The 24,723-nt window shown below is 69.9% G+C and carries 22 protein-coding genes and 2 tRNA genes; 6 read left to right on the top strand and 18 right to left on the bottom strand.

The features are described 5' to 3' along the window. Positions 1-40: 40 nt before the first annotated feature. The 7 genes from mreD to ACFC1X_RS05145 form a co-directional block, all read right to left on the bottom strand. On the bottom strand, positions 41-712 hold the full coding sequence (mreD, locus tag ACFC1X_RS05175) for a rod shape-determining protein MreD (protein WP_376348907.1): 672 nt from the start codon (positions 710-712) through the stop codon (positions 41-43). 13 nt (positions 713-725) lie between these two features. Further along, positions 726-1,763 (bottom strand): rod shape-determining protein MreC, encoded by a 1,038-nt coding sequence (mreC, locus tag ACFC1X_RS05170; RefSeq protein WP_376348905.1) that lies wholly within the window; start codon positions 1,761-1,763, stop codon positions 726-728. A gap of 201 nt (positions 1,764-1,964) precedes the next feature. Beyond that, positions 1,965-2,984 (bottom strand): rod shape-determining protein, encoded by a 1,020-nt coding sequence (locus tag ACFC1X_RS05165; protein WP_007449816.1) that lies wholly within the window; start codon positions 2,982-2,984, stop codon positions 1,965-1,967. Between the two features lie 321 nt (positions 2,985-3,305). Continuing rightward, positions 3,306-3,719: a nucleoside-diphosphate kinase gene (gene ndk, locus ACFC1X_RS05160; protein ID WP_356603389.1), complete on the bottom strand. Its 414-nt coding sequence runs from the start codon at positions 3,717-3,719 to the stop codon at positions 3,306-3,308. A 104-nt stretch (positions 3,720-3,823) separates the two neighbouring features. Continuing rightward, a complete protein-coding gene (locus ACFC1X_RS05155) occupies positions 3,824-4,180 on the bottom strand; it encodes a DUF4233 domain-containing protein (protein WP_376348902.1) in 357 nt (118 codons plus the stop codon). A gap of 6 nt (positions 4,181-4,186) precedes the next feature. Then, entirely contained in the window at positions 4,187-5,701 is a 1,515-nt protein-coding gene (locus tag ACFC1X_RS05150) for a bifunctional folylpolyglutamate synthase/dihydrofolate synthase (protein WP_376348901.1), read from the bottom strand. A gap of 174 nt (positions 5,702-5,875) precedes the next feature. Continuing rightward, positions 5,876-8,500, bottom strand: coding sequence for a valine--tRNA ligase (locus ACFC1X_RS05145; RefSeq protein WP_376348899.1), 2,625 nt, complete (start codon positions 8,498-8,500; stop codon positions 5,876-5,878). Between the two features lie 137 nt (positions 8,501-8,637). Between ACFC1X_RS05145 and ACFC1X_RS05140 the strand changes: the two genes are divergently transcribed. Continuing rightward, a complete protein-coding gene (locus tag ACFC1X_RS05140; RefSeq protein WP_376348897.1) occupies positions 8,638-9,615 on the top strand; it encodes a hypothetical protein in 978 nt (325 codons plus the stop codon). An 84-nt stretch (positions 9,616-9,699) separates the two neighbouring features. Here ACFC1X_RS05140 and clpX read toward each other — a convergent pair whose 3' ends face one another. From clpX to ACFC1X_RS05115, 5 genes are all read right to left on the bottom strand, one after another. Continuing rightward, positions 9,700-10,986 carry an ATP-dependent Clp protease ATP-binding subunit ClpX gene (clpX, locus tag ACFC1X_RS05135; RefSeq protein WP_122620118.1) on the bottom strand — a complete coding sequence of 429 codons (1,287 nt, stop codon included), beginning with the start codon at positions 10,984-10,986 and terminating at the stop codon, positions 9,700-9,702. Between the two features lie 191 nt (positions 10,987-11,177). Then, positions 11,178-11,858 (bottom strand): ATP-dependent Clp protease proteolytic subunit, encoded by a 681-nt coding sequence (locus ACFC1X_RS05130; protein WP_077800182.1) that lies wholly within the window; start codon positions 11,856-11,858, stop codon positions 11,178-11,180. Between the two features lie 50 nt (positions 11,859-11,908). After that, the gene (locus tag ACFC1X_RS05125; protein WP_064731751.1) at positions 11,909-12,514 is read right to left on the bottom strand and encodes an ATP-dependent Clp protease proteolytic subunit; all 606 of its coding nucleotides are present in this window, start codon (positions 12,512-12,514) and stop codon (positions 11,909-11,911) included. Between the two features lie 330 nt (positions 12,515-12,844). Continuing rightward, positions 12,845-14,239: a trigger factor gene (gene tig, locus ACFC1X_RS05120; protein WP_376348895.1), complete on the bottom strand. Its 1,395-nt coding sequence runs from the start codon at positions 14,237-14,239 to the stop codon at positions 12,845-12,847. A gap of 203 nt (positions 14,240-14,442) precedes the next feature. After that, positions 14,443-14,519, bottom strand: a tRNA-Pro gene (locus tag ACFC1X_RS05115). A gap of 163 nt (positions 14,520-14,682) precedes the next feature. Here ACFC1X_RS05115 and ACFC1X_RS05110 point away from each other — a divergent pair. Then, a tRNA-Gly gene (locus ACFC1X_RS05110) sits at positions 14,683-14,756 on the top strand. 87 nt (positions 14,757-14,843) lie between these two features. Then, entirely contained in the window at positions 14,844-15,341 is a 498-nt protein-coding gene (locus tag ACFC1X_RS05105) for a DUF3592 domain-containing protein (protein ID WP_376348893.1), read from the top strand. Positions 15,342-15,386: 45 nt separating this feature from the next. Here ACFC1X_RS05105 and ACFC1X_RS05100 read toward each other — a convergent pair whose 3' ends face one another. Beyond that, a complete protein-coding gene (locus tag ACFC1X_RS05100) occupies positions 15,387-15,581 on the bottom strand; it encodes a hypothetical protein (protein ID WP_053130833.1) in 195 nt (64 codons plus the stop codon). A gap of 665 nt (positions 15,582-16,246) precedes the next feature. On the opposite strand from ACFC1X_RS05100, the gene ACFC1X_RS05095 reads away from it, so the two are divergent. Continuing rightward, positions 16,247-17,413: an acyltransferase family protein gene (locus tag ACFC1X_RS05095; RefSeq protein WP_376348891.1), complete on the top strand. Its 1,167-nt coding sequence runs from the start codon at positions 16,247-16,249 to the stop codon at positions 17,411-17,413. Between the two features lie 17 nt (positions 17,414-17,430). Here ACFC1X_RS05095 and ACFC1X_RS05090 read toward each other — a convergent pair whose 3' ends face one another. Both ACFC1X_RS05090 and ACFC1X_RS05085 read right to left on the bottom strand, forming a co-directional pair. Continuing rightward, complete coding sequence (locus ACFC1X_RS05090; protein ID WP_376348890.1) at positions 17,431-17,922, bottom strand: HD domain-containing protein; 492 nt, start codon at positions 17,920-17,922, stop codon at positions 17,431-17,433. Between the two features lie 13 nt (positions 17,923-17,935). Next, complete coding sequence (locus ACFC1X_RS05085; RefSeq protein ID WP_376348888.1) at positions 17,936-19,126, bottom strand: PP2C family protein-serine/threonine phosphatase; 1,191 nt, start codon at positions 19,124-19,126, stop codon at positions 17,936-17,938. Between the two features lie 196 nt (positions 19,127-19,322). Here ACFC1X_RS05085 and ACFC1X_RS05080 point away from each other — a divergent pair, with 196 nt between their 5' ends. Then, positions 19,323-20,552 (top strand): GNAT family N-acetyltransferase, encoded by a 1,230-nt coding sequence (locus ACFC1X_RS05080; RefSeq protein ID WP_376349769.1) that lies wholly within the window; start codon positions 19,323-19,325, stop codon positions 20,550-20,552. A gap of 10 nt (positions 20,553-20,562) precedes the next feature. Here ACFC1X_RS05080 and ACFC1X_RS05075 read toward each other — a convergent pair whose 3' ends face one another. Beyond that, entirely contained in the window at positions 20,563-21,381 is an 819-nt protein-coding gene (locus tag ACFC1X_RS05075) for an Fpg/Nei family DNA glycosylase (RefSeq protein WP_376348887.1), read from the bottom strand. A gap of 341 nt (positions 21,382-21,722) precedes the next feature. Next, positions 21,723-22,208, bottom strand: a complete 486-nt coding sequence (locus ACFC1X_RS05070; RefSeq protein WP_376348885.1) for a ribose-5-phosphate isomerase — start codon at positions 22,206-22,208, stop codon at positions 21,723-21,725. Positions 22,209-22,415: 207 nt separating this feature from the next. Here ACFC1X_RS05070 and ACFC1X_RS05065 point away from each other — a divergent pair, with 207 nt between their 5' ends. Next, entirely contained in the window at positions 22,416-23,873 is a 1,458-nt protein-coding gene (locus ACFC1X_RS05065) for an amino acid permease (RefSeq protein ID WP_376348883.1), read from the top strand. Positions 23,874-23,957: 84 nt separating this feature from the next. Here the strand turns inward: ACFC1X_RS05065 and ACFC1X_RS05060 are convergent, their stop codons facing one another. After that, entirely contained in the window at positions 23,958-24,542 is a 585-nt protein-coding gene (locus tag ACFC1X_RS05060) for a biotin transporter BioY (RefSeq protein WP_352153280.1), read from the bottom strand. Positions 24,543-24,723 lie beyond the last annotated feature (181 nt).

The raw sequence follows: 24,723 nt of genomic DNA, 5'->3' as shown, positions 1-24,723 counted from the left end.
GCGATGTGCTGGTTCCCTGTCTGCTGCCGCGTCGTCACCGTCACAGCCGCTTGACCCCCTTGATGCGTCCGGCCCGGGCCACGCGTGCCCGCGCGGTCTTCATCCGCAGCCCGCTGCGCTGTCTGCCGATGCGCAGGCCGGTGCCGCCGGAGAGCCAGCCGGAGGAGATGTCGGGGCTCTGGGCGGCGGCGTTGGTGTCGGCCAGCGGGTCGTTCTCGGCGCGCCGGGCGAGCGCCATGATGCCGGGGACGACGAAGGGCGCGAGCAGCAGGTCGTACAGGGCGGCCGTGAACAGCAGGCTGGGCAGGCCGACGTGGCGGGCGGCGGTGTCGCCGACCAGGGCGCCGACGCCGGCGTAGAGCAGGGTGGTGCCGATGGCGGCGGCGACGACCACGACCATGGGGCCGGTGGCCGACCTGAGCCGGCCGTTGTCCGGTTTGGCGAGTCCGGCGAGGTAGCCGATGACGCAGAGCACCAGGGCGTAGCGGCCGGCCGCGTGGTCGGCGGGCGGGGCGAGGTCGGCGAGGAGTCCGGCGCCGAAGCCGACGAGGGCGCCGCCGACATGGCCGTAGACCAGGGCGAGGCCGAGGACGGTGAGCAGCAGCAGGTCGGGGACGGCGCCGGGCAGGTGGAGGCGGGCGAGAACGCTGACCTGGATCACCAGGGCGACGACGACCAGGGCGACGGACAGCAGGATCCGGTTGACGCGCATGGGGTGAGAACTCCTACTGCTCGGTCTGCTCGTTCTGCTCTGTCTGGTCGTTCTGCTGTGACTGCTGGCCCTGTTGCGACTGTTCGTCCTGTTGCGACTGCTCGTCCTGGCCGTTCTGCGTCTGGCCCTCGGGGTCGGCCCCGGCGGACGGGGTCGCGGTGACCGTGACGGTCGGGGTGGGCTTCGGCTTCGACTTCTCCGGGAGCACCGTGTCGCGCGGGTCCTTCTGCGGCGCCTGGACGACGACGCCGATGATGTCGAGCTTGGTGAAGCTGACGAACGGCGTGACTTCGAGGATGCGGGTGAGGTCGCCGCCGTTGGGGTCGACGCGGGAGACGGTGCCGACGGGCACGCCGGGCACGAAGGGCTTGTCGGCCTGGGAGCCGAAGGTGACCAGCCGGTCGCCCTTCTTGACGTCGGCCTTGCCGTTGAGCAGCTCGACCCGCAGCGGGCGGCTGCCCTGGCCGGCGGCGAAGCCGAGTTCGTCGCCGGACTCCATCCGGGTGCCGACGGTGAAGTCCGGGTCGTTGGCGAGCAGCACGGTGGCGGTGTTCGGGCCGACGGTGGTGACGCGTCCGACGAGGCCGTCGCCGTTGAGGACGGTCATGTCGCGCTTGATGCCGTCATTGGCACCGACGTCGATGGTGATGGTCCACGAGAAGCCCTGGGCGGCTCCTATGGCGATGACCTGGGCGCCCTTGATCCCGTACTGTCCGGCGCCGGCCAGTCCGAGCATCTTGTCGAACTGCTGGAGCCGGCTGCGCCCGCGTTCGTCGCTGCCGAGTTTCGCCTTCAGGGCCGCGTTCTGCGTCTCCAGCTCGGCGAGGCGGTCGTGCCGGTCGCCGGAGTCGCGGATCGCGGAGACCGCGTTGCCCACCGGGTCGACCGCGGACGACACCCCGTTCTCGATCGGGCCGAAGACGGTGGCCGCGGCCTGCCGGGCACCGTCGACCGGCGAGTCCTCCCCACCGCGGATGTCCACCGTGATCAGCGCGAACGCGACGGCGATCAGCAGTACCAGGAGCAGCCGGCTCTCTTTCGTGTCCCTCACGTGCGGCGGCCGTGCCTTCCTCGTCGAAATTCGGGAATCTCGGAATTTACGTGGCGGTGTTCAGGAATTCAGCTGATTCGGTACTTCGCGGTACGTGCGGTGCATCGCGCGCTTCACGTACGTCCGGTACTGGAACCCTCTATATCAACGATCCGCCGCACGAGAGGAGATCGTCTCGTACGGCGGAACCGAAGTGTTACGTCATCTGCGGGGCGAGGCGTCCAGCACCTGCTGGAGCGCCTCGAACTCCTCGACGCACTTGCCGCTGCCGAGCGCCACGCTGTCGAGCGGGTCCTCGGCGATGTGGATCGGCATTCCGGTCTCCCGGCGCAGCCGCTCGTCGAGCCCGCGCAGCAGCGCGCCGCCACCGGTCAGGACGATGCCCCGGTCCATGATGTCGCCGGACAGCTCCGGCGGACACTTGTCGAGGGTCGTCTTGACGGCGTCGACGATCGCGTTGACCGGCTCCTCGATCGCCTTGCGCACTTCGGCGGCGGAGATGACGACGGTCTTGGGCAGGCCGGAGACCAGGTCCCGGCCGCGGATTTCGGTGTGCTCGTCGGAGTCGAGGTCGTACGCAGAACCGATCGTGATCTTGATCTGTTCGGCCGTGCGCTCACCCAGCAGAAGGCTGTACTCCTTCTTCACGTGCTGGATGATCGCGTTGTCCAGCTCGTCACCCGCGACGCGGATGGACTGGGCCGTGACGATGCCGCCGAGCGAGATGACCGCGACCTCCGTGGTGCCGCCGCCGATGTCCACCACCATGTTGCCCGTGGCCTCGTGGACCGGCAGGCCGGAGCCGATGGCCGCGGCCATGGGCTCCTCGATGATGTGCACCTGCCGGGCGCCGGCCTGGGACGACGCCTCGATGACGGCGCGGCGCTCGACGCCCGTGATGCCCGAGGGCACACAGACGACGACCCGCGGACGAGCCAGATACCGCCGCTTGTGGATCTTCAGGATGAAGTAGCGGAGCATCCGCTCGGTGATCTCGAAGTCGGCGATGACGCCGTCCTTCAGCGGACGCACGGCAACGATGTTGCCGGGCGTGCGCCCGATCATCTTCTTCGCTTCGGCGCCGACCGCGAGGATGCCACCGGTGTTGGTGTTGATCGCGACGACGGACGGCTCGTTGAGTACGATCCCGCGACCCCTGACGTACACCAGCGTGTTGGCGGTCCCGAGGTCGACAGCCATGTCACGGCCGATGAACGACATTGAGTTCCCCATCAGGATTCGACTGGCCTTCCCAGGAGCTTTTGAGGGCTTTTCAGGTAGGCGAAGTGGGTGCAGTGACGCGTGGAGGCTTCTATCGTAGACGCGCTTTCGCGAACACTGCGCGAGGGTCTTCGCCATTGTCAGCAGATGGCGCACCGCCTCGCTTGTGGAGACGGGCCAACGGTGGGATCCGTTCCCCCGATCAGGCGCGCATATGCCATGGGGCGGCCGCTTTTGACGCGACCGCCCCCCTGCTCCGCCTGGGCCGTTCGACTGACGCGCTGTCAGAAAAAAGGGTGTCCGGCGGGTCCCGGAGTGGACTCAGACCCGGCCCGGGAAGAAGATCTTCAGCTCGCGCTCGGCGGACTCCTCGGAGTCGGAGGCGTGGATCAGGTTCTCCCGGACGATCACACCGAAGTCACCGCGGATGGAGCCGGGGGCGGCGGCGATCGGGTCGGTCGGGCCGGCCAGCGCGCGCACGCCCTCGATGACCCGCTCACCCTCGACGACCAGGGCTACGACCGGGCCGGACGCCATGAACTCGACCAGCGGCTCGTAGAACGGCTTGCCCTTGTGCTCGCCGTAGTGCTGCTCCAGGGTCTCGGCGTCCAGGGTGCGCAGTTCCAGCGCGGTGATCTGCCAGCCGGCCTTGCGCTCGATACGGCTGATGATCTCGCCGGTCAGGCCACGACGGACGGCGTCGGGCTTGAGGAGGACGAGGCTGCGCTGCGTCACGAGGGGCTCCCTTGGAGGTGTGCGGTTGTGCGGGTGATGACTGAGGTTACCGGGCGTGTCGCGGCGCCGGTCACGCAGCGTCAGGCGGTGGCGGGGAGGCCCGCTCAGGCGGCGTCGGGCGCGGCTGCCTCGGCCTGGGCGGCGAATCTCGCCTTGGCCTCGTCGATCTTCCGCCCGTAGTGCACGGAGGCCCACCACAGGGCGGCGAAGACCGCCCCCAGGAAGAACATCGTCGGCACCACGAAGCCGGAGGCGATCAGGGCGATCTGGAGCGCCCAGCCGAGGGCGACGCCGCCCGGCCGGGTCACCGCCCCGCACAGCGCCACGCACAGGAACATGGCGATGCCGCTGACCGTCCACACCGTCCCCGTGGACAGGTCCGGGTCCTTCATGGCGACCAGTCCGGCGAAGCCGATGACGAAGACCTCGCCGATCAGAGTGGAAGCACAGAGCGTACGCACGGTTTCTCAGCCCCTCCCCAGGAGCAGTCGGGCCTCGCCGACGGTGATGACGGAACCGGTGACGAGGACACCGCCGCCCGCGAACTCGCCCTCCTCCTCGGCCAGCGTGATCGCGGCCTCCAGGGCGTCCGGCAGCCGCGGCTCGACCTGGACGCGGTCCTCGCCGAACACCTCGACGGCGATCCCGGCCAGTTCGTCGGCGTCCATCGCGCGGTGGCTGGAGTTCTGGGTGACGACGATCTCGGCGAAGACCGGCTCGAAGGCCTCCAGGAACCCCCGCACGTTCTTGTCGCCGCTCGCGCCGACCACGCCGATGAGCCGGCTGAACTCGAACGCCTCCCCGACGGCCTCCGCGGTGACCCGGGCGCCGGCCGGATTGTGCGCGGCGTCGAGCACCACGGTCGGCGAGCGCCGCACCACCTCCATCCGTCCGGGCGAGGCGACGGCGGCGAACGCCTTGCGGACGGTGTCGACGTCCAGCGGCTCGGGACGCTGCGCGCCGACGCCGAAGAACGCCTCGACGGCGGCCAGCGCGACGGCGGCGTTGTGCGCCTGGTGGGCGCCGTGCAGCGGCAGGTAGACCTCGGGGTACTCGCCGCCGAGGCCGCGCAGGGTCATCAACTGCCCGCCCACGGCGACCTGCCGGGAGACCACACCGAACTCGAGCCCCTCGCGCGCGACGGTGGCGTTGACGTCCACGGCCTTCTTCAGCAGCACCTGCGCCGCGTCCACCGGCTGCTGGGCCAGGATCACGGTGGCGTCCTGCTTGACGATGCCGGCCTTCTCGGTCGCGATCTCGCCGGGCGTCTCGCCCAGGCGGTCGGTGTGGTCCAGGTCGATGGGGGTGACGACGGCGACGTCCCCGTCGATGACGTTGGTCGCGTCCCAGGAGCCGCCCATCCCGACCTCGACGACGGCGACGTCCACGGGCGCGTCGGCGAACGCGGCGTACGCCATGCCGGTCAGCACCTCGAAGAAGGACAGCCGGTACTCCTGCTGGGCGTCCACCATCTCGACGTACGGCTTGATGTCCTCGTACGTCTCGACGAACCGCTCGGCGGAGATCGCGGCGCCGTCCAGGCTGATCCGCTCGGTGACCGACTGCACGTGCGGCGAGGTGTAGCGCCCGGTGCGCAGCTCGAAGGCGCCGAGCAGGGCCTCGATCATGCGGGCGGTGGAGGTCTTGCCGTTCGTCCCCGTGATGTGGATGGAGGGGTACGAACGCTGCGGGTCGCCCAGTACGTCCATCAGCGCGGCGATCCGGGCGACGGACGGCTCCAGCTTGGTCTCGCCCCAGCGGGTCGCGAGCTCCGCCTCGACCTCGCGCAGGGCCTTGTCCACCTCGGGGTCCTCGGGACGCCCGGGCACGTCGGCCTGCGGGGTGCCGCCCTGGGTGCGCAGGGTGCGGCTGCCGGCCTCGATGACGGCGAGGTCGGGGTCGCGGGTGGTCTCCGCCGCGATGATCTGCTCGAAGGAGTCAGCGGGGTCGGGCTGGTCGTTGTCGCCGGGGTTGTCACTCACGGGTCCCAGTCTACGGACGGTCGCTGACAGTGGCGCCGGGGAGTGGGGTGGCTGGGGTTTCGTGGCGTGTGCGGGTGCGTTGTGGCTGGTCGCGCAGTTCCCCGCGCCCCTTGGAGGGGCCTGAAGGCTCCCGGCGTCTGCGCGGTGCCGGGAGCCTTCATTGACGTACGGCGGTTACGCCTGCGGCAGTTTTTCCAGCTGGGACTGGATGCGGGTGATGTCCTCGTCCGCCTTGGTGAGGCGGCCTCGGATCTTGTCGACCACGTTGTCCGGGGCCTTGGCGAGGAACGCCTCGTTGCCGAGCTTGGCGGTGGCCTGGGACTTCTCCTTCTCGGCGGCGGCGAGGTCCTTCGCGAGCCGCTTGCGCTCGGCGGCGAAGTCGATCACGCCGGAGAGGTCGAGGGAGACCTCGACGCCCGCGACCGGGAGCGTGGCCGTCGCCGTGAAGGCGTCGCCCTCCGGCTGGAGGCGGAGCAGCTGGCGGACCGCCGCCTCGTGGGCGGCGAGGGGGCTGCCCGCGAGCGTCAGCCGGGCCGGGACCCGCTGGCCGGGCTGGAGGCCCTGGTCGGCGCGGAAGCGGCGGACCTCGGTGATCACCGACTGGACGGTCTCGATCTCCCGCTCGGCGTCCGCGTCCCGGAAGCCCGAGTCGGTGGGCCACTCGGCGATGACGACCGACTCGCCGCCCGTGAGCGTCGTCCACAGCGTCTCGGTGACGAAGGGGACGACCGGGTGGAGGAGCCGCAGCGTGACGTCCAGGACCTCGCCGAGGACCCGCTTGGAGACCTCGGCCGCCTCGCCGCCGGCCTGGAAGGTGGTCTTGGACAGCTCGACGTACCAGTCGAAGACCTCGTCCCAGGCGAAGTGGAACAGGGCGTCGGACAACTTCGCGAACTGGTAGTCCTCGTAGTACGCGTCGACCTCGGCGACGACCGTGTTGAGGCGGGAGAGGATCCACCGGTCGGTCGAGGACATGGCGGACGCGTCCGGCAGCGGGCCCTCGACCGTCGCGCCGTTCATCAGCGCGAAGCGGGTGGCGTTCCAGATCTTGTTGGCGAAGTTCCGGGAGCCCTGGACCCAGTCCTCGCCGATCGGGACGTCGGTGCCCGGGTTGGCACCGCGCGCGAGGGTGAAGCGGAGCGCGTCGGAGCCGTACTTGTCCATCCAGTCCAGCGGGTTGACGACGTTCCCGAAGGACTTGGACATCTTCTTGCCGTTCTGGTCACGGACCATGCCGTGCAGGGCGATGGTGTGGAACGGCGGGGTACCGTCCATCGCGTAGAGGCCGAACATCATCATCCGGGCGACCCAGAAGAAGAGGATGTCGTAGCCGGTGACCAGGACGGAGTTCGGGTAGAACTTCGCGAGCGACTCGGTCTGCTCGGGCCAGCCGAGCGTGGAGAACGGCCACAGGCCGGAGGAGAACCACGTGTCGAGCACGTCGTTGTCCTGCGTCCAGCCCTCACCGGTCGGCGCCTCGTCGTCGGGACCGACGCAGACGACCTCGCCGTTCGGCCCGTACCAGACCGGGATGCGGTGGCCCCACCACAGCTGGCGCGAGATGCACCAGTCGTGGAGGTTGTCGACCCAGTCGAAGTACCGCTTCTCCATCTCCTGCGGATGGATCTTGACCTTGCCGTCGCGGACGGCGTCGCCGGCCGCCTTGGCCAGCGGGCCGACCTTGACCCACCACTGCATGGACAGGCGCGGCTCGATGGTGGTCTTGCAGCGCGAGCAGTGGCCGACGCTGTGGACGTAGGGGCGCTTCTCGGCGACGATCCGGCCGTCGGCGCGGAGCGCGGCGACGATGGCGGAGCGGGCCTCGAGGCGGTCCAGGCCCTGGAAGGGGCCGTGGGCGGTGATGACGGCGTGCTCGTCCATGACCGCGACGGCGGGCAGGTCGTGGCGCCGGCCGATCTCGAAGTCGTTCGGGTCGTGGGCGGGCGTCACCTTGACGGCGCCGGTGCCGAACTCGGGGTCGACGTGCTCGTCGGCGACGACGGGGATCGAGCGGTCGGTGAGCGGCAGCTTGATGAGCTTGCCGATCAGGTGCTTGTACCGCTCGTCCTCGGGGTGGACGGCGACGGCCGTGTCACCGAGCATCGTCTCCGCGCGGGTGGTGGCGACGACGATGGTGTCGTCCCCGTCCCCGTACTTCATGGAGACCAGCTCGCCGTCGTCGTCCTGGTACTCGACCTCGATGTCGGAGATCGCGGTCAGGCAGCGGGGGCACCAGTTGATGATGCGCTCGGCGCGGTAGATCAGTTCGTCGTCGTAGAGCCGCTTGAAGATGGTCTGGACGGCCTGGGAGAGGCCCTCGTCCATCGTGAAGCGCTCACGGGACCAGTCGACGGCGTCGCCGAGGCGGCGCATCTGCCCGCTGATCTGGCCGCCGGACTCGCCCTTCCACTGCCAGACGCGCTCGACGAACGCCTCACGGCCGAGGTCGTGCCGGGACTTGCCCTCCTTGGCCAGTTCCCGCTCGACGACGTTCTGCGTGGCGATGCCCGCGTGGTCCATGCCGGGCTGCCACAGCGTCTCGTACCCCTGCATGCGCTTGCGGCGGGTCAGGGCGTCGATGAGCGTGTGCTCGAAGGCGTGCCCGAGGTGCAGGCTGCCGGTGACGTTCGGCGGGGGGATGACGACGGTGTACGGAGGCTTCTCGCTCTTGGCGTCGGCCTCGAAGTAGCCCCGTTCCACCCAGCGCTCGTACAGCTGCTCCTCTACCTCGGCCGGCGCGTACTGGGTCGGCAGTTCGGTGCTGGGGGCTGGCTGCGGCTGCTGAGAGTTCTCGGTCACGGGGGTCAGTTTAAGGGCGTCACGGCCCTGTCCCGAAACGCGTTTCCTTTGTAACGGTGCGCCCCCCGGTGACCTGCGCACGCCAGGTCTGAGTCAGGATGTCAGCATCACGTAAGCATCTGGAGGGGAACCCAGGAATGTCTCACAACCAGCCGGGCCCGTACGGCGGGCAGCCCCAGCAGCCCGGACCGTACGGCCAGCCGGGCCCTTACGGCCAGCAGCCGCCGCAGGCGCCCCAGCCCGGTTACGGCTACCCCCAGCAGACGCCTCCCCCGCAGCCGGGTTACGGGTATCCGCAGCAGCCCCAGCAGGGCGGCGTCCCGCCGCAGACCCCTCCCTACGGCCAGCAGCCCCCGTACGGCCAGCAGCCGCCCTACGGCCAGCAGCCCTACGGCATGCCCCAGCCCCCGGCGCCGGGCGGCGGCAAGAAGAAGACCGGCCTGATCATCGGCGCGGTGGCGGTCGTGGCGGCGATCGGCGTGGGCGCGTACTTCGTGCTGGGCGGGGGCGGCGGCGCGGGCGGCCTGGAGGACGACGGCGCGCACAAGCTGACGACGCCGGCGACGGTCCTGGGCGACTACACGCGTGCCGGTGACGAGTCCGCGCCCTCCTCCGACAGCGACGCGGAGGACCTCGCGAAGACCGGGATCGAGGACGGCAAGGGGGTGACCGGGTTCTACTCCACCGCGGACCTGAGCGACTACGACCCCTCGGACCCGAGCACCCAGCCCGACCCCTCGGAGATGGCGACGGCCAAGGGCATCACCTTCATCGGCGGCTACGGGAAGATCTCCGACCCCGACGCGACGCTCGACAAGTTCTTCGCGGAGTTCAAGAAGCAGTCCGAGAAGAGCTCTTCGTCCGGCAGCGGCACCGGCGGCAAGGTGGTCGGTGAGCCCGAGTCGGTCGACATCGACGGGGCGGTCATGAAGTGCCAGGGGGTCGAGGGCACCAACCAGCTGACCAAGAAGGAGAAGACCGACTGGATCTGCGCGTGGGCCGACTACAGCACCGCCGCGGTCGTCTCCCCCGGTGACGCCACCAAGGGCATCACGAAGGACGTCGCCGTGGACATCACCACCAAGCTCCGCAAGGAGATCCGCGTCAAGGCCTGAGCCGGGCGGGACAGTTGAGACGGCCGAAGGGGCCCGGGTCGGGAGTCGACCGGGGCCCCTTCGGCGTCGTCGTACGTGCGGCGGTTACGCCGTCTTCTGCTCGCCCGAGCCGCGCCCGCGCGAATCCCGGGGGATCAGCGTCGGGTTGACGTTGGAGAGGACCACGTCGGCGGTGATGACGACGCGGGCTACGTCCTTGCGGGACGGGACCTCGTACATCACGCCCTGGAGGACCTCCTCCATGATGGCGCGCAGGCCGCGGGCGCCGGTCTGGCGGAGGATGGCCTGGTCGGCGATGGCCTCCAGCGCCTCGCGCTCGAAGTCCAGCTCCACGCCGTCGAGTTCGAAGAGGCGCTCGTACTGCTTGACGAGGGCGTTGCGCGGCTCGACCAGGATCTGGAGCAGGGCCTCGCGGTCGAGGTTGTGGACCGAGGTGATGACCGGGAGCCGGCCGATGAACTCGGGGATCATGCCGAACTTGACCAGGTCCTCCGGCATGACCTGCTCGAACTGGTCCTTGGACTCGATCTCCCGCTTGGAGCGGATCTGCGCGCCGAAGCCGATGCCCTTGGCGCCCGCCCGGCCCTCGATGATCTTCTCCAGGCCGGCGAAGGCACCGCCCACGATGAACAGGACGTTCGTCGTGTCGATCTGGATGAACTCCTGGTGCGGGTGCTTGCGGCCGCCCTGCGGCGGGACGGAGGCGGTGGTGCCCTCCAGGATCTTCAACAGGGCCTGCTGGACGCCCTCGCCCGACACGTCACGCGTGATGGAGGGGTTTTCACTCTTCCGCGCGACCTTGTCGATCTCGTCGATGTAGATGATCCCGGTCTCGGCCTTCTTGACGTCGTAGTCGGCGGCCTGGATCAGCTTCAGCAGGATGTTCTCGACGTCCTCGCCGACGTACCCCGCCTCGGTGAGCGCCGTGGCGTCGGCGATCGCGAAGGGGACGTTCAGCATGCGCGCCAGGGTCTGCGCGAGGAGGGTCTTGCCGGAGCCCGTGGGGCCCAGCAGGAGGATGTTGGACTTGGCCAACTCGATGGCGTCCTCGCGGCCTTGGGCGCCGCCGTTCTCGCCGGCCTGGACCCGCTTGTAGTGGTTGTACACGGCGACGGAGAGGGCCTTCTTGGCCGCCTCCTGGCCGACCACGTAGCCCTCGAGGAACTCGTAGATCTCGCGGGGCTTCGGGAGCTCCTCCCAGCGCACCTCGCTGGTCTCCGCGAGCTCTTCCTCGATGATCTCGTTGCAGAGATCGATGCACTCGTCGCAGATGTAGACACCGGGCCCTGCGATGAGCTTCTTGACCTGCTTCTGGCTCTTGCCGCAGAACGAGCACTTGAGCAGATCGCCGCCGTCACCGATGCGTGCCACGGTGTGCTTCCCCTTCGCCTGGGAGACTCCTGGACGTCGACCTGACGTCAACGTGCAGCGGACTCCTGGTGCTGCCTTATGTCCGACGGTACCTTGCCGGGCCCCCCGTCCGGGCCCCCCTTGGCACGGTTCGCTTTGACGTGAACCGCGTCAAACCGTGCCAAGGAGCGGCAGACGATACAGCCTCCCGCCTAGCGGAGAGAGGAGTTGTCCATCTTCCGGGTGGTGATGATCTGGTCGATCAGGCCGTAGCTCAGCGCGTCCTCGGCCGTGAGGATCTTGTCGCGCTCGATGTCCTCGCGGATCTTCTCGACCGGCGTGGTGGAGTGCTTGGCCAGCATCTCCTCCAGCTGCGCGCGCATCCGGAGGATCTCGTTGGCGGCGATCTCCAGGTCGGAGACCTGACCGCGGCCGGTCTCGCTGTACGGCTGGTGGATCAGCACGCGGGCGTTCGGGAGCGCCATGCGCTTGCCCGGGGTGCCGGCGGCCAGCAGGACGGCGGCCGCGGAGGCGGCCTGGCCCATGCAGACCGTCTGGATGTCCGGCTTCACGTACTGCATCGTGTCGTAGATGGCCGTGAGCGCCGTGAAGGAGCCGCCGGGGCTGTTGATGTAGACCGAGATGTCCCGGTCGGGGTCCATCGACTCCAGGCACAGCAGCTGCGCCATGACGTCGTTGGCGGAGGCGTCGTCGATCTGGACGCCGAGGAAGATCACGCGCTCCTCGAAGAGCTTCGCGTACGGGTCGTACTCACGCACGCCCTGCGAGGTGCGCTCGACGAAGCGCGGGATCACGTAGCGGGACTCGGCGGACGGGCCGGTGTACTCGGCACGCGCGCGGTCGTACAGGCCGCTGCCGGGGAAGTCGTTCACAGTGTCTCCTGTAAAGGGGCTGAGGCGGTCGGCTCGGGGCGGGGGATGGCTCAGGCGCCCGTGCCGCCGCCGCCCGGCATGCCGGCGGCGGTGGGGATCACGTCGTCGATGAGGCCGTACTCCTTGGCCTCGAAGGCGTCGAACCAGCGGTCGCGGTCCGAGTCGCGGGTGATCTGCTCGACCGACTGGCCGGTGTGCTGCGAGGTCAGCTCGGCCATGCGCTTCTTGGTGTGCAGCAGCCGCTCGGCGTGGATCTTGATGTCCGAGGCCGAACCGGCGAGGCCGGCGGACGGCTGGTGGATCAGGATCTCGGCGTTCGGGAGCGCGAAGCGCTTGCCCGGGGTGCCCGCGCTGAGCAGGAACTGCCCCATGGAGGCCGCGAGGCCCATCGCGATCGTCACCACGTCGTTCTTGATGAACTGCATGGTGTCGTAGATCGCCATGCCGGCCGTGATCGAACCGCCCGGGCTGTTGATGTACAGGAAGATGTCCTTGTCCGGGTCGGCGGCAAGGAGCAGCAGCTGTGCGGTGATCTTGTTGGCAATGTCGTCGTCGACCGGCTGGCCGAGGAAGATGATCCGCTCGCCGAGCAGCCGGTTGTAGACCTGGTCGCCGAGGCCGCCACCGATCGAGGGCTCGCCGGCGGCTGAGGGCATCAGATTCGTCACGTATCCACCTGCTCGTCTTACGACGGCGCCGGGCCGTCTCACGTTTCCCTGCGGGGCTGGAGCCGCTTTCGGGGACTCCCCTGCCCTCGTATTCATGGACCCTAACGCGGTGGGCCTGCGGCGCCATCCCGGTTCTGCGGGTGTTCGCCGGGGGCGTAGAGCGCCGTGACGGTTCCTGTTCGTCTCCGGGTGCGGGTTCGTCGTGGTTGTTCGCGCAGTTCCCCGCGCCCCTGAGGGGGCTGTCCAGCCGTACGACGAACGGGCCCCGGCGTCAGACGTCCGGGGCCCGTTCCACATCCGTCAGGGACGGCTCGAGGGTCAGCCCTCGGTCTTCTCCTCGGCCTTCTCGTCACCCGACTCGGCGGGCTCGGCGGCGGCCTCGGTGGCCTCCGTCTCGTCCTCCTCGTCGTCCAGGTCGACGATCTCGCCGTTGGTGTCCTTGACCGTGGCCTTCTCGACCACGGCGGCCAGGGCCTTGCCGCGGGCGACCTCGCCGACGAGGAGCGGGACCTGGCCCTGCTCGACGACGGCCTGGGCGAACTGGTCGGGGGACATGCCGGAGGAGGCGGCACGGCGCATGAGGTGCTCGGTCAGCTCTTCCTGGCTGACGTTGAGCTTCTCCTGCTTGACCAGCTCGTCGAGGACGAACTGGGTCTTGATGCCCTTGACCGCGGCCTCACGGGTCTCGGTCTCGAACTCCTCGGCGGTCTTGCCCTGGAGCTCCAGGTACTTCTCCAGGTCGAGACCCATCTGGCCGAGCTGGTGGTGCTCGAGGTTGTGCTTACGGGTGTTGACCTCGTCCTCGAGGAGCTTCTCGGGGACCGGGACCTCGACCAGTTCGAGCAGCTTGTCCAGCACGCGCTCCTGGGCCTGCGTGGCCTGGTCGTACTGCTTCATGTTGGCGAGGCGCTTGCGGCTGTCGGCGCGCAGCTCCTCCAGCGTGTCGAACTCCGACGCGAGCTGCGCGAAGTCGTCGTCCAGCTCGGGCAGCTCGCGCGCGGCGACCTGGCTGACCTTGACGGTGACCTGGGCCTCCTTGCCGGCCCCCGAGCCGCCCTTGAGCTCGGAGGTGAAGGTGGTCTCGCCACCGGCCTCCAGGCCCGTCACGGCGTCGTCGATGCCTTCCAGCAGCTCGCCGGAGCCGATCGTGTAGGAGACGCCGTCGGCGACGCCGTCCTCCAGGACCTCGCCCTCGACCTCGGCCCGCAGGTCGAGGGTGACCACGTCGCCCTCGGCGGCGGCGCGCTCGACCGGGGAGGTGGAGGCGAAGCGCTCACGCAGCTGCTCCACCGACTTCTCGATGTCCTCGTCGGAGACGTCGACGGCGTCGACCTCCACCTCGATGCCGGAGTAGTCCGGGATCTCGACGGTCGGACGGATGTCGACCTCGGCGGTGAAGTTCAGCGTCTCGCCGTCCTTCAGCTCCGTGATGTCGACCTCGGGCTGGCCGAGCGGGTTCAGCTCGGCCTCGTTGACCGCGTCGGTGTAGAACTTGGGAAGCGCGTCGTTGACCGCCTCCTCCAGCACCGCACCGCGGCCGAACCGCTGGTCGATGACCCGGGCCGGGATCTTGCCCTTGCGGAAGCCCTTCACCGTGACCTGCTGGTTGATCTTCTTGTACGCCGCGTCGAGGCTGTCCTTGAGCTCCTCGAAGGGCACCTCGACAGTGAGCCGAACCCGGGTCGGGTTCAGGGTCTCCACGGCGCTCTTCACGGTTCGGTCTCCTTGGTGGCTGACTTCTTGGGTTTTGCCGGAGCCAGAGCGGCATCCGGCAAATTTCGCCGCCCGGAGACTTCAGACGCTGAGACACACGGGCGTGCAGCTTGCATAGTAACGGCAGCGACTACACGGCCCAAAAGGCGATCACCGGTGCCCGTCCGGAAGGATCGGTGGAGCTCGACGGTGATCGGCCGAGGTGGTCGGGGTGGCGGGATTTGAACCCACGGCCTTCCGCTCCCAAAGCGGACGCGCTACCAAGCTGCGCCACACCCCGTCTGGTGCGACACGTAGGGTACATGCCGCCGGGCACCGGGTACCGCAGAGTTTCCGGTGCGTCCGGTCCGGCCCGGCGCCGACCGGAAGGGGTGTGCGGTGAGGGGGAACGACCCGCTACGATGCCTTCAGTGCCGCGGTCACCGACCTGCGGCGCGTGCTGTGCGGGCGTAGCTCAATGGTAGAGCCCTAGTCTTCCAAACTAGCTACGCGGGTTCGATTCCCGTCGCCCGCTCCATACGGCTCAGGGCCAGGCGGAGGATCATTCCTCCACCTGGCCCTGACCGCTTTCCGGGGGCCCGATCGGACTCGCTGGACGAAACGGATGGTGAGGGCCCTGGACGGCCTGGCGAACACGGGTGCCTCCAGCGGGCACCGGCGAAACGGTGCCCTGGGGCCTCGTGCGTCCTTCCTGGTGCCGCTGGTGCTCGCGCTGCTGCTGGGCGCGCTGTCGGCGCTGGTGATGCTTCCGGCGGCCCAGCATCTGCGCTCCCTCCAGGACGGCGTGCGGGCGCGTGCGACCTTGCATACGAGCGGCGCGTGCATGGCGGGCAACTGCCGGGTCGAGTTCGAGGCCGACGGGCAGAACGTGGTGGCGGATCTTCCCGTGGGCAGTGGCGGTGGCAAGAGTTCTGCCGGCAGTTCACTGACCGTCCGGTACCAGGCAGACGACCCGCACGTGGTCGCCCGTGAAGCCGATGTCGGCGGCGGCGGGGCAGCCGTACTGGCAGCGGTGTCGGGCGGGGGCGCCCTGTTCTTCCTGGTGATCTCGGTCGTCGCGGCCGTGTTCGTGGCGCGGCAGCGCCGGCGGCAGCCCTCCTGACCCTCCCCGGCGCGCTCCTGCCAGGTCGGGCCCGGAGGCGGTCCCCTAGAACTGGATCGAGTTGATCGTGTCCGCTATCGAGTTCAGGAACCGCTGGATGTCGTCGGCCATGCCCGTCGAGGCCAGGAAGAAGCCGAAGAGGACCGCGACGATCGCCGGCCCCGCCTTGATGGAGCCTCCCCGGAGCAGCACCACCAGGATGATCGCCAACAGCAGCACCACTGACAGCGAAATGGCCACAACTGATCACACCCTCGGTCGGTCCGCTCTCCCGGCCCGGAGGTGCCGCACCGCACACCCCCGCCAGAACCATCGTGCCACCAACCGGGCCCCGCTATGCGGCGGGTGACACATCGTCCGGCCGGCTCCCGGTTGACTCGGTGCCCCCGCGCGGGCGGGCCCACCCAACGATCGCACCCCGCATGTGAATTCGATCGGTCACCCGTACGGGGAATTCCGGTCGGTTCGTTTCCATACACACACATCGCGTTCGCAGGTATTTCGAATTGTCGCGGCGGCCACAGCGCCGGGCACATCACAGGGAGATCACAGGATCACCCATGGGTCCCGTAAGCGCATTGAAGGGGACATTCCAGCGGAGTCGCCCGCCGGTCTTATGGGGTTCTTAATCATGACGAGTCACGACAAATGGGGTGCGGCAACGGACTGGTCTGTACAGGACGTACCCGGTTATGTGGGTGCCGTCACACGAACGGCGGGATCACGTTCCGCGAAATGCGGGGTAGCCGACGGACACGCCGGAGTCGAATAGCAGGAATGACGCCGGAGGTTTTACGGAATCACACGGAGAACGCTAGGGTGCCTCAGATGTTCTACGCTGCCCCGTCCCCCACCAGAGCAGCGAGGTCCTGTGACGACCCGCCGAGTTTCCGGCGGGGGGTTGCATGACTAGCTCGCTGCGATCGCACGGTGACCGGAAAACGCCGTCCCCTCCGGACCAGCAGACCCAGCGCCCCCAGCCGAGCCGCCGGCGTGACGCGTTCTTCGACAACGCCAAGTACCTGGCGATCGTGCTGGTCGGCATCGGCCACGCCTGGGGACAAATCCTGGACGGGAACCGGACCGTGGAGACCCTCTACCGGGTCCTGTACACGTTCCACATGCCGGCGTTCATCGTCATCTCCGGCTATTTCTCGCGCAGTTTCGACCTGAGCCCCAAGCGGGTCAAGCGGCTGATCACCGGTGTCGCCGTCCCGTACCTCGTGTTCGAGGTCGCCTACGCCCTGCACCGCCGCGTCAGCGAGGACCCCGGCAACGACATCAGCCTGCTGGACCCCACCTACCTGCTGTGGTTCCTGTGCGCGCTGTTCATCTGGAGGCTGACCACCCCCATCTGGCAGACGCTGCGTTGGCCGCTCCCCATCTCCCTGGTCATCGCCGCGCTGGCCTCCGTGACACCCTCGATCGGCGACGACCTGAACATGCAGCGCGTGCTGCAGTTCCTGCCGTGCTTCGTGCTGGGTCTCGTGCTGCGCCCCGAGCACTTCCAGCTGGTGCGCCGCCGTTCGGTGCGGATCATGGCCGTGCCGGTCGTCGCGGCGGCCGTGGCCATCGCCTGGTGGTCGGTGCCGCGCATGGAGACCGGCTGGTTCTACCGCAACGCCGCCGTCCAGGCCACGGGCGCCCCCTGGTGGTCCGGGCCCGTCGTGACGCTCGCGCTCTTCGGCTGCTCGCTGGTGCTGACCGCGTGCTTCTTCGCCTGGGTGCCGGGTCGCCGCATGTGGTTCACGGCGCTGGGCGCGGGCACGATCTACGGCTACCTGCTGCACGGCTTCCTGGTGAAGGAAGGCCTCTTCGTGGGCCTGTTCGACAAGCCCGTGTGGGACAAGCCGCTCGCCGCCGTCGGACTGACCGTCCTCGCGGCCTCCGTCATCACCCTGCTGTGCACCAAGCCCGTCCAACGGGCCCTGCGGTTCGTGGTCGAGCCGAAGATGGAGTGGGCTTTCAAGCGGGACGCGGGTGACACCGCCCGGGCCCGTGAGAAGAGCGAGAAGAGTAAGCAGAGCGAGAAGCGTGCGGTGAGCGAGCCGCGCGAGAAGGTCTCCGTCTAGCGACGGGTCCTCCCGCCTCAGGCACCCGGTTCGACCAGGCCGAGGAGTGCGCGCATCCGCGTGTACTTCTCGGTCAGCCGCGTGCGGGTGGCCTCGTCGAGGACCGCGAGGCGTGCCGGGTCGGCGTTGTGCGCCAGGTCCGCCGCCTTGACCAGGACCGCGCCGGGCGTGGCCAGGATCCGTGCCGCGTACGCCTCGGGCGGCTCGCCCGGCCGTCTGGTGAGGGCGAGGACGATGTCCTTGGTACGGCGGCTCAGCGCGGCCTCGCGCAGCCATCGCTCGGAGAGCGCGTCGTCCTCGACGGCGTCGTGCAGCCAGGCCGCCGCGATCTGCTCGTCGTCCCCGCCGCGCCGCCGCACGCCCTCGGCGACGGCCCGCAGGTGTTCGGCGTACGGCCGCCCCGCCTTGTCGGTCTGTCCGGCGTGGGCGGCCCGGGCGGTGGCCTCGACCTCGGCCGGGGTGAGCCGTGAGGCGGGCGGGGGTGGTGTGGGTGAAGAGGTGCGGGACACGGAGTCCACTGTGTCAGTCGGCCACCGACGGCGCCGCCTGGGCCGCCAGGCCCTCCCGGCTGATCAGCAGGAGCGCCCGGTCGTCGTTGACGTCCTTGGCCACCGCCTCGATCAGATGCCAGGCGGCGCCGTGGAAACCGCCCGCGACATACCGGTCGGCCTCGCCGGTGAGCCGGTCGATGCCCTCGGAGATGTCCCGGTCGGAGGTCTCCACCAGGCCGTCCGTGAACAGCATCAGCACGTCGCCGGGCCGCAGCGAGCCCTTCACCTGGTCGAACTGCGCCCCGTCGTACACGCCGAGCAGCGGTCCGTCGGCCGACTTCTCCTCCCAGCGGCCGGTGCCGGCGCTGAGCTGGAGGCCCGGCGGATGTCCGGCGGAGTACAGCTCGTAGTCGCCGGAGTCGAGGTCCAAGACGAGGTGGATGGAGGTGGCGAAGCCCTCGTCCCAGTCCTGGCGCAGCAGATAGCCGTTGGCGGCCGGCAGGAAGGCGTGCGGGGGCAGGCTGCCCAGCAGTCCGCCGAAGGCGCCCGACAGCAGCAGGGCGCGGGAGGCCGCGTCCATGCCTTTACCGGAGACGTCGGTGAGGACCACCTCAAGCGTCCGGCCGCCGTTGGTGCGGGCGGCGACGACAAAGTCGCCGGAGAAGGACTGGCCGCCGGCCGGGCGCAGCGCCATCTCGCGGTGCCAGCCGGTCGGCAGCTGGGGCAGCTTGCTCTGGACGCGGATGCGTTCGCGCAGGTCGAAGAGCATGGTGCCGCCGCGCCGCCAGGGCACGCCGACCCGGCTGCGGAACTGGGCGACGAGCAGCCCGAAGAAACCGCAGGCCGCGACGACCAGGACCACGCCGGGGGTGACCCGGGAGGGGCCCTCGGTGTAGGGGCCGAGCTGCACCGACTCCACGATCAGCGCCGTGGCGGCCGCCGCGTACAGGCCGAGCAGGCTGGCCGGGCGCAGCAGCAGGCCGCCCGCGACGATCGGCAGGACCAGTGCGGAGGGGGCGCACCATACGGAGTTCATCATCGTGGTGGCCGCGATGACGGGGATCGTGAGCAGCAGTCCGGCGAGCGCGATCCAGTCCGAGCCGTCGCCGCGGAAGTAGTCGACGGCGGATCGGCGCACGCCGACACGGGCCCGGTGCCACTGCTTCTTCCACCGGGCCGTGAACGTCTCGGCCGCCGCGCGCCGCTGTCGTCCTGCTGTCATTAGTTCGGGACCCTATCCATCGGACCGGCTGCTTGGCACGGGAGGTCCCACTTGTCCCCCGTCCGAGGCCCGACTTCACAGTGAACTTCACGAACGGCCTTCGCGCCGCAACCCTGCGGAAATTGCCTCGCTCCTCTCCGTACCGCCCTGGTACGCATGCTGCATGGGACGCTCCACGGGAACAGACGGCGACGACATGACGACCGGTCCGCGGGTGCTGCGGCGCGACGAATGGGACATCTGGTACGGGTCGCTGATCCGTGCCTTCGGCGGGATCCCGGAATCGGCCGAGGTGCTGGCCCTGTACCGGGAGCTGACGCGGGTCGAGCGCTCGATCGGTGTGTGGGAGGGCGACGCGTGCGTCGGTACGGCGGGGGCGTTCGACTTCCGGCTGACCGTGCCGGGCGGTGCGGCGGTGGCCGCGGCCGGCGTGACGATGGTGAGCGTCGCCGCCACGCACCGGCGGCGGGGTGTGCTCACGTCGATGATGCGGCGGCAGCTGGACGACGTACGGTCCTGGGGCGAGCCGCTGGCCGTACTGACCGCCTCCGAACCGGCCATCTACGGCCGGTTCGGGTACGGCGCCGCGACCTTCCAGGTCAACGCGGAGATCGACACGGACCGGGTCCGGCTGTCGGTGCCGCCGGGCACGGATGACGTACGGCTCGCGTACGCGGCGCCCGCCGACGTGCTCGACGCGTGCGAGGCGGTGTACGCGCGGCAGGTGCCCGGGCGGCCCGGGATGCTGGCCCGGCTGCCCGGCTGGGACCGGCTGGGGCTGCTGGACTCGGAGAAGGAGCGGGACGGCGCCTCGCCGCTGCAGTGCGTGGTCGCCCGGCGGGACGGCGAGGTCACCGGGTACGCGCGGTTCCGGGTGCGGCCGGACTGGGAGCCCGCGGGGCCCAAGGGCACGGTGGTGCTGGACGAGCTGGCGGGGCTGGACGCGGCGACCGAGGCGGCGCTGTGGCGCTTCCTGTTCGACGTCGACCTGACCTCGACGCTGACGGCGCGGGGACGGCCGGTCGACGAGGCGTGGCAGTACCAGGTGTCCGACATCCGGCGGTGCCGGCCGACGCTGCGGGACGCGCTGTACGTGCGGCTGGTGGACGTGGGGGCGGCGCTGGCGGCGCGGACCTACCAGGCGCCGGTGGACGTGGTGTTCGAGGTCGAGGACGCCTTCTGCCCCTGGAACGAGGGGCGTTGGCGGCTGAGCGGCGACCGCAAGGGCGCGTCCTGCGAGCGTACGTCCGATGCGGCCGATCTCGCCCTGTCCGTACGGGAGTTGGGCGCGGCCTACCTCGGGGGCGTGAGCCTGGCCTCGCTGGCCGCGGCCGGGCGGGTGCGGGAGGTGCGGCCCGGGGCGCTGACGGAGGCGTCGGTGGGGTTCGGGTCGCCCGTCGTGCCGTGGCTGCCGTACGGGTTCTGAGGGCGGGGCGCTACCGCTTCTGGCAGGTCGGGCACCAGAAGAGGTTGCGGGCGGCGAGGTCCGCGGTGCGGATCGCGTCGCCGCACAGGTGGCAGGAGAGGTTGGCCCGGCGGTAGACGTAGACCTCGCCGCCGTGGTCGTCGACGCGGGGCGGGCGGCCCATGGCCTCGGGGGTGTGCTCGGGCCGGACGGTGTCGATGCGGTTGTTCCGCACGCCCTCGCGCATGAGGGCGGTGAGGTCGTGCCAGATGGTGTCCCACTCGGCGGGGGTGATGGCCTTGCCGGGGCGGTACGGGTCGATGCCGTGGCGGAAGAGGACCTCGGCGCGGTAGACGTTGCCGACGCCGGCGATGACCTTCTGGTCCATGAGCAGGGCGGCGATGGTGGTGCGGCTGCGGGAGACGCGGCGGTACGCCGACTGCGGGTCGGCGTCCGGGCGCAGGGGGTCGGGGCCGAGGCGGTCGTGTATCGCCTGCTTCTCCGCGTCGGTGATCAGGGCGCAGGTGGTGGGGCCGCGGAGGTCGACGTAGGCCGTCTCGTTGACGAGGCGGAGGCGGACGGTGTCCGTGGGGGGTGGCGCGGGGGCCGGTCCGAAGGTGACCTTGCCGAAGAGGCCGAGGTGGATGTGGACCCAGTGGGCGGGCTCGGCGGCGCCGAAGCCGAGGAAGAGGTGCTTGCCGTGGGCCTCGGTGCGGACGAGGCGGGTGCCGGTGAGGAGGGCGGCGGAGTCGGCGAACTTGCCCTGGGGGCTGGTGACGTGGACTGCCGTCCGGGCGAAGGCGGCGGCGTAGTCCTGGGCCAGCCGGTGGATGGTGTGCCCCTCTGGCACGGTGTCCCTTCCTTTCCTTGCCTCGGCCCACCCGCCCACCCGACTCGGTCGGTCGAGAGGCGGGACTCACCCGGGGCTCCGCCCCGGCCCCCGGCGGGGACTCCGTCCCCTGCACCCCTGGAGCACCGGCCCCCGGGCGCACGTTCCAGCACCCCGGGGCCGCGGGTCACCTTGGCCCGGGGCGTACCTGCCCCCCGACGCGCACGCACCAGGGAAAGGCACCGCCGGAGGCGCCCCGCGGCACGTTCCAGCACCCGCGGGCCGCACGTCACCTCGGCCCCCGGCGTCCCTGCCCCCGACGCGCACGCGTCGGGGAATGGCACCGCCGGAGGCGCTCCGTGCTACTGCTGCGGGTGGTGTGCCGGGATCGGCGGGAGGTCGCCCGTGGTCTCGTAGGACGCGAGCATGTCGATGCGGCGGATGTGGCGCTCGTCGCCGGAGAACGGGGTGGCGAGGAAGGTCTCGATGAACTTCGTCGCCTCGTCCCGCGTGTGCATGCGGGCGCCGACCGCGACGACGTTGGCGTCGTTGTGCTGGCGGCCGAGAGCGGCCGTCTCCTCGCTCCAGGCCAGCGCCGCGCGCACGCCCTTCACCTTGTTCGCGGCGATCTGCTCGCCGTTGCCGGAGCCGCCGATCACGATGCCGAGGGCGCCGGGCTCGGCGGCCGTCCGCTCGGCGGCGCGGAGGCAGAAGGGCGGGTAGTCGTCCTGGGCGTCGTAGATGTGCGGGCCGCAGTCGACGGGGTCGTGGCCCGCCGCCCTGAGCCAGTCGACGAGGTGGTTCTTGAATTCGAAGCCCGCATGGTCCGAGCCGAGATACACGCGCATGCGACGAGTGTGACATGCGCCCTAGGGGAGGGCCCTGTCGGGTGTCAGCCTTGAAATCGCCGAGTGAAACTATGGAACCTCAGGCGAAGCTCAAGTAACGATCCGGATTCAGAGGTTCCCCAATCCGTTCACCTCCGTTTCACTGGTCCGGCTCGTACACCGCTCGTACGGGAAAGTGCACGACCGGCGCAAAGGAAGACCTCCCCCATGACTTCGCAGCCGACCTTGACCAAGCCCGAGGACGGGCCCGCGGGGCCCGGAGAACCCGGGCCCGGGCTTCAGGCAGGGCTCAAGAACCGCCATCTGTCGATGATCGCCATCGGCGGTGTCATCGGAGCCGGACTCTTCGTCGGCTCCAGCTCGGGAATCGCCACCGCGGGCCCCGGCATCCTCCTCTCCTACGCCCTCGTCGGCACGCTCGTGGTGCTGGTGATGCGGATGCTCGGGGAGATGTCCGCCGCCAACCCCACCTCCGGCTCCTTCTCCGCGCACGCCGACCGGGCGATCGGCCCCTGGGCCGGGTTCACCATCGGCTGGCTCTACTGGTTCTTCTGGGTCGTCGTCCTGGCGGTGGAGGCGACCGCCGGGGCCGTGATCCTCGAAGGCTGGATACCGGCCGTGCCCCAGTGGGGCTGGGCCCTGATCGTGATGGTCGTCCTGACCGCCACCAACCTCGTCTCCGTCGGCTCCTACGGCGAGTTCGAGTTCTGGTTCGCGGGGATCAAGGTCGTCGCCATCGCCGCGTTCATCGTCGTCGGCGGGCTGGCCGTCTTCGGCCTGCTGCCCGGCGCCGACACCGACCAGGCCGGACTGGCCAACCTGACGGAGCACGGCGGCTTCCTGCCGAACGGCGCGGGAGCGATCCTGACCGGCGTACTGCTCGTCGTCTTCTCCTTCATGGGCAGCGAGATCCCCACGCTGGCCGCCGGTGAGTCCGAGGACCCGCAGCGCGCCGTCACCAAGGCGACCAACAGCATCATCTGGCGTATCGGCGTCTTCTACCTGGGCTCCATCTTCGTCGTGGTCGCGCTGCTGCCGTGGGACTCGCAGTCGATCATCGACAAGGGCTCGTACGTGGCCGCCCTGGACTCGCTCGGCATCGCGAACGCCGGTCAGATCATGAACTTCATCGTGCTGACCTCGGTGCTCTCCTGCCTGAACTCCGGGCTCTACACGGCCTCCCGCATGGCCTTCTCGCTCGGCCGGCGCGGTGACGCACCGAAGGCGTTCGCCCGGACGACCTCGCAGGGCGTGCCGCGGACGGCGATCCTCGTGTCCGTGGTGTTCGGCTTCGTCGCCGTCTTCTTCAACTACGAGTTCCCGGACTCCGTCTTCCTCTTCCTCGTCAACTCCTCGGGCGCCGTGGCCCTCTTCGTCTGGCTGGTGATCTGCCTCTCGCAGCTGCGGATGCGGAAGATCATCGAGGCGGAGGCGCCGGAGAAGCTGGTGGTGCGGATGTGGCTGTTCCCGTACCTGACCTGGGTGGCCGCCGCCGTCATCGTCTTCGTGCTCGGCTACATGCTCACCGACACCGAGAACAACGGGCGCACGACCGTGCTGCTGTCGCTGCTCGTCGCGGCGCTCGTCATCGTCGTCGCCCTCGTCAAGCAGCGGATCACCGGGCGGAAGGCCGTCGCCGACAAGGCCGTCGCCGAGAAGGGCTGACCGCCGCCCGAACCCGGGACACGAAAGGGGCTCGCCCGGTTGCTGCTGCGACCGGGCGAGCCCCTTTCGTGCGCTACCGCGGTCCTACCGCTTGTCGACCAGCTTCCACGCGGTGGGCAGGACGCCCATCGCCAGGGCGGCCTTCAGCGCGTCGCCGATCAGGAACGGGGTGAGGCCGGCCGCGATCGCGGCGGTGAGGGACATGTCCGCGGCCAGGGCCAGGTACGGCACGCCGACGGCGTAGATGATCGCCTCGCCGAGCAGCATCGTGCCGGCCATGCGCAGCACGGAGCGGTCGGCGCCGCGGCGGGCCAGGGCGCCCACCACCGTGGCGGCGAGCAGCATGCCGAAGACATAGCCGAGGGACGGGGCCGCGGTGCCGGAGCCGCCCTCCGCGAACCACGGCATGCCGGCCATGCCGACCAGCGCGTAGAGCGCGAGCGAGAGCAGGCCGCGGCGCGCGCCGAGCGCGGTGCCGACGAGCAGCGCCGCGAAGGTCTGGCCGGTCACCGGCACCGGGGAGCCGGGCACGGGTACCGCGATCTGGGCGGCCACGCCGGTGAGCACGGCGCCGCCGGCCACGAGCGCTACGTCCCGGACGCGGGAGGAAGGAATGAGGTCGGCGAGGACCTGCCCGGAACGGGCGGTGGGGACGGCGGCGGTGCTCATGGGGACTCCGCGGTGGTGTGGACATGTCGGGACAGCGTGACGCTATCCCAGCGGGCCGGGGCCGATCACCAGCAGCGCTCGACAAAGGCTCGATCGGCGGCTTGGTGGGCTCCCGACAAACGCGCGGGATACACCTGCTCTCGGGTGACACCGGTCACTGAGCGGGTGACGCGGGCGTCAC

Origin of the sequence: Streptomyces sp. NPDC056128 (genome assembly GCF_042263835.1) — a bacterium.
Taxonomy (GTDB): Bacteria; Actinomycetota; Actinomycetes; order Streptomycetales; family Streptomycetaceae; genus Streptomyces.
Note: the sequence above shows the minus strand (reverse complement) of the source record. Positions and strands in the feature narration are given on the sequence as shown.

Coding starts and splice junctions, on each gene's coding strand:
- ACFC1X_RS05070 (WP_376348885.1), bottom strand. CDS start 22,208: ATGCGCGTGTATCTCGGCTCGGACCATGCGGGCTTCGAATTCAAGAAC.
- ACFC1X_RS05125 (WP_064731751.1), bottom strand. CDS start 12,514: ATGCCCTCAGCCGCCGGCGAGCCCTCGATCGGTGGCGGCCTCGGCGAC.
- ACFC1X_RS05060 (WP_352153280.1), bottom strand. CDS start 24,542: ATGAGCACCGCCGCCGTCCCCACCGCCCGTTCCGGGCAGGTCCTCGCC.
- ACFC1X_RS05165 (WP_007449816.1), bottom strand. CDS start 2,984: ATGTCGTTCATCGGCCGTGACATGGCTGTCGACCTCGGGACCGCCAAC.
- ACFC1X_RS05085 (WP_376348888.1), bottom strand. CDS start 19,126: ATGACAGCAGGACGACAGCGGCGCGCGGCGGCCGAGACGTTCACGGCC.
- ACFC1X_RS05065 (WP_376348883.1), top strand. CDS start 22,416: ATGACTTCGCAGCCGACCTTGACCAAGCCCGAGGACGGGCCCGCGGGG.
- mreD (WP_376348907.1), bottom strand. CDS start 712: ATGCGCGTCAACCGGATCCTGCTGTCCGTCGCCCTGGTCGTCGTCGCC.
- ACFC1X_RS05080 (WP_376349769.1), top strand. CDS start 19,323: ATGACGACCGGTCCGCGGGTGCTGCGGCGCGACGAATGGGACATCTGG.
- ACFC1X_RS05140 (WP_376348897.1), top strand. CDS start 8,638: ATGTCTCACAACCAGCCGGGCCCGTACGGCGGGCAGCCCCAGCAGCCC.
- ACFC1X_RS05095 (WP_376348891.1), top strand. CDS start 16,247: ATGACTAGCTCGCTGCGATCGCACGGTGACCGGAAAACGCCGTCCCCT.
- ACFC1X_RS05105 (WP_376348893.1), top strand. CDS start 14,844: ATGGTGAGGGCCCTGGACGGCCTGGCGAACACGGGTGCCTCCAGCGGG.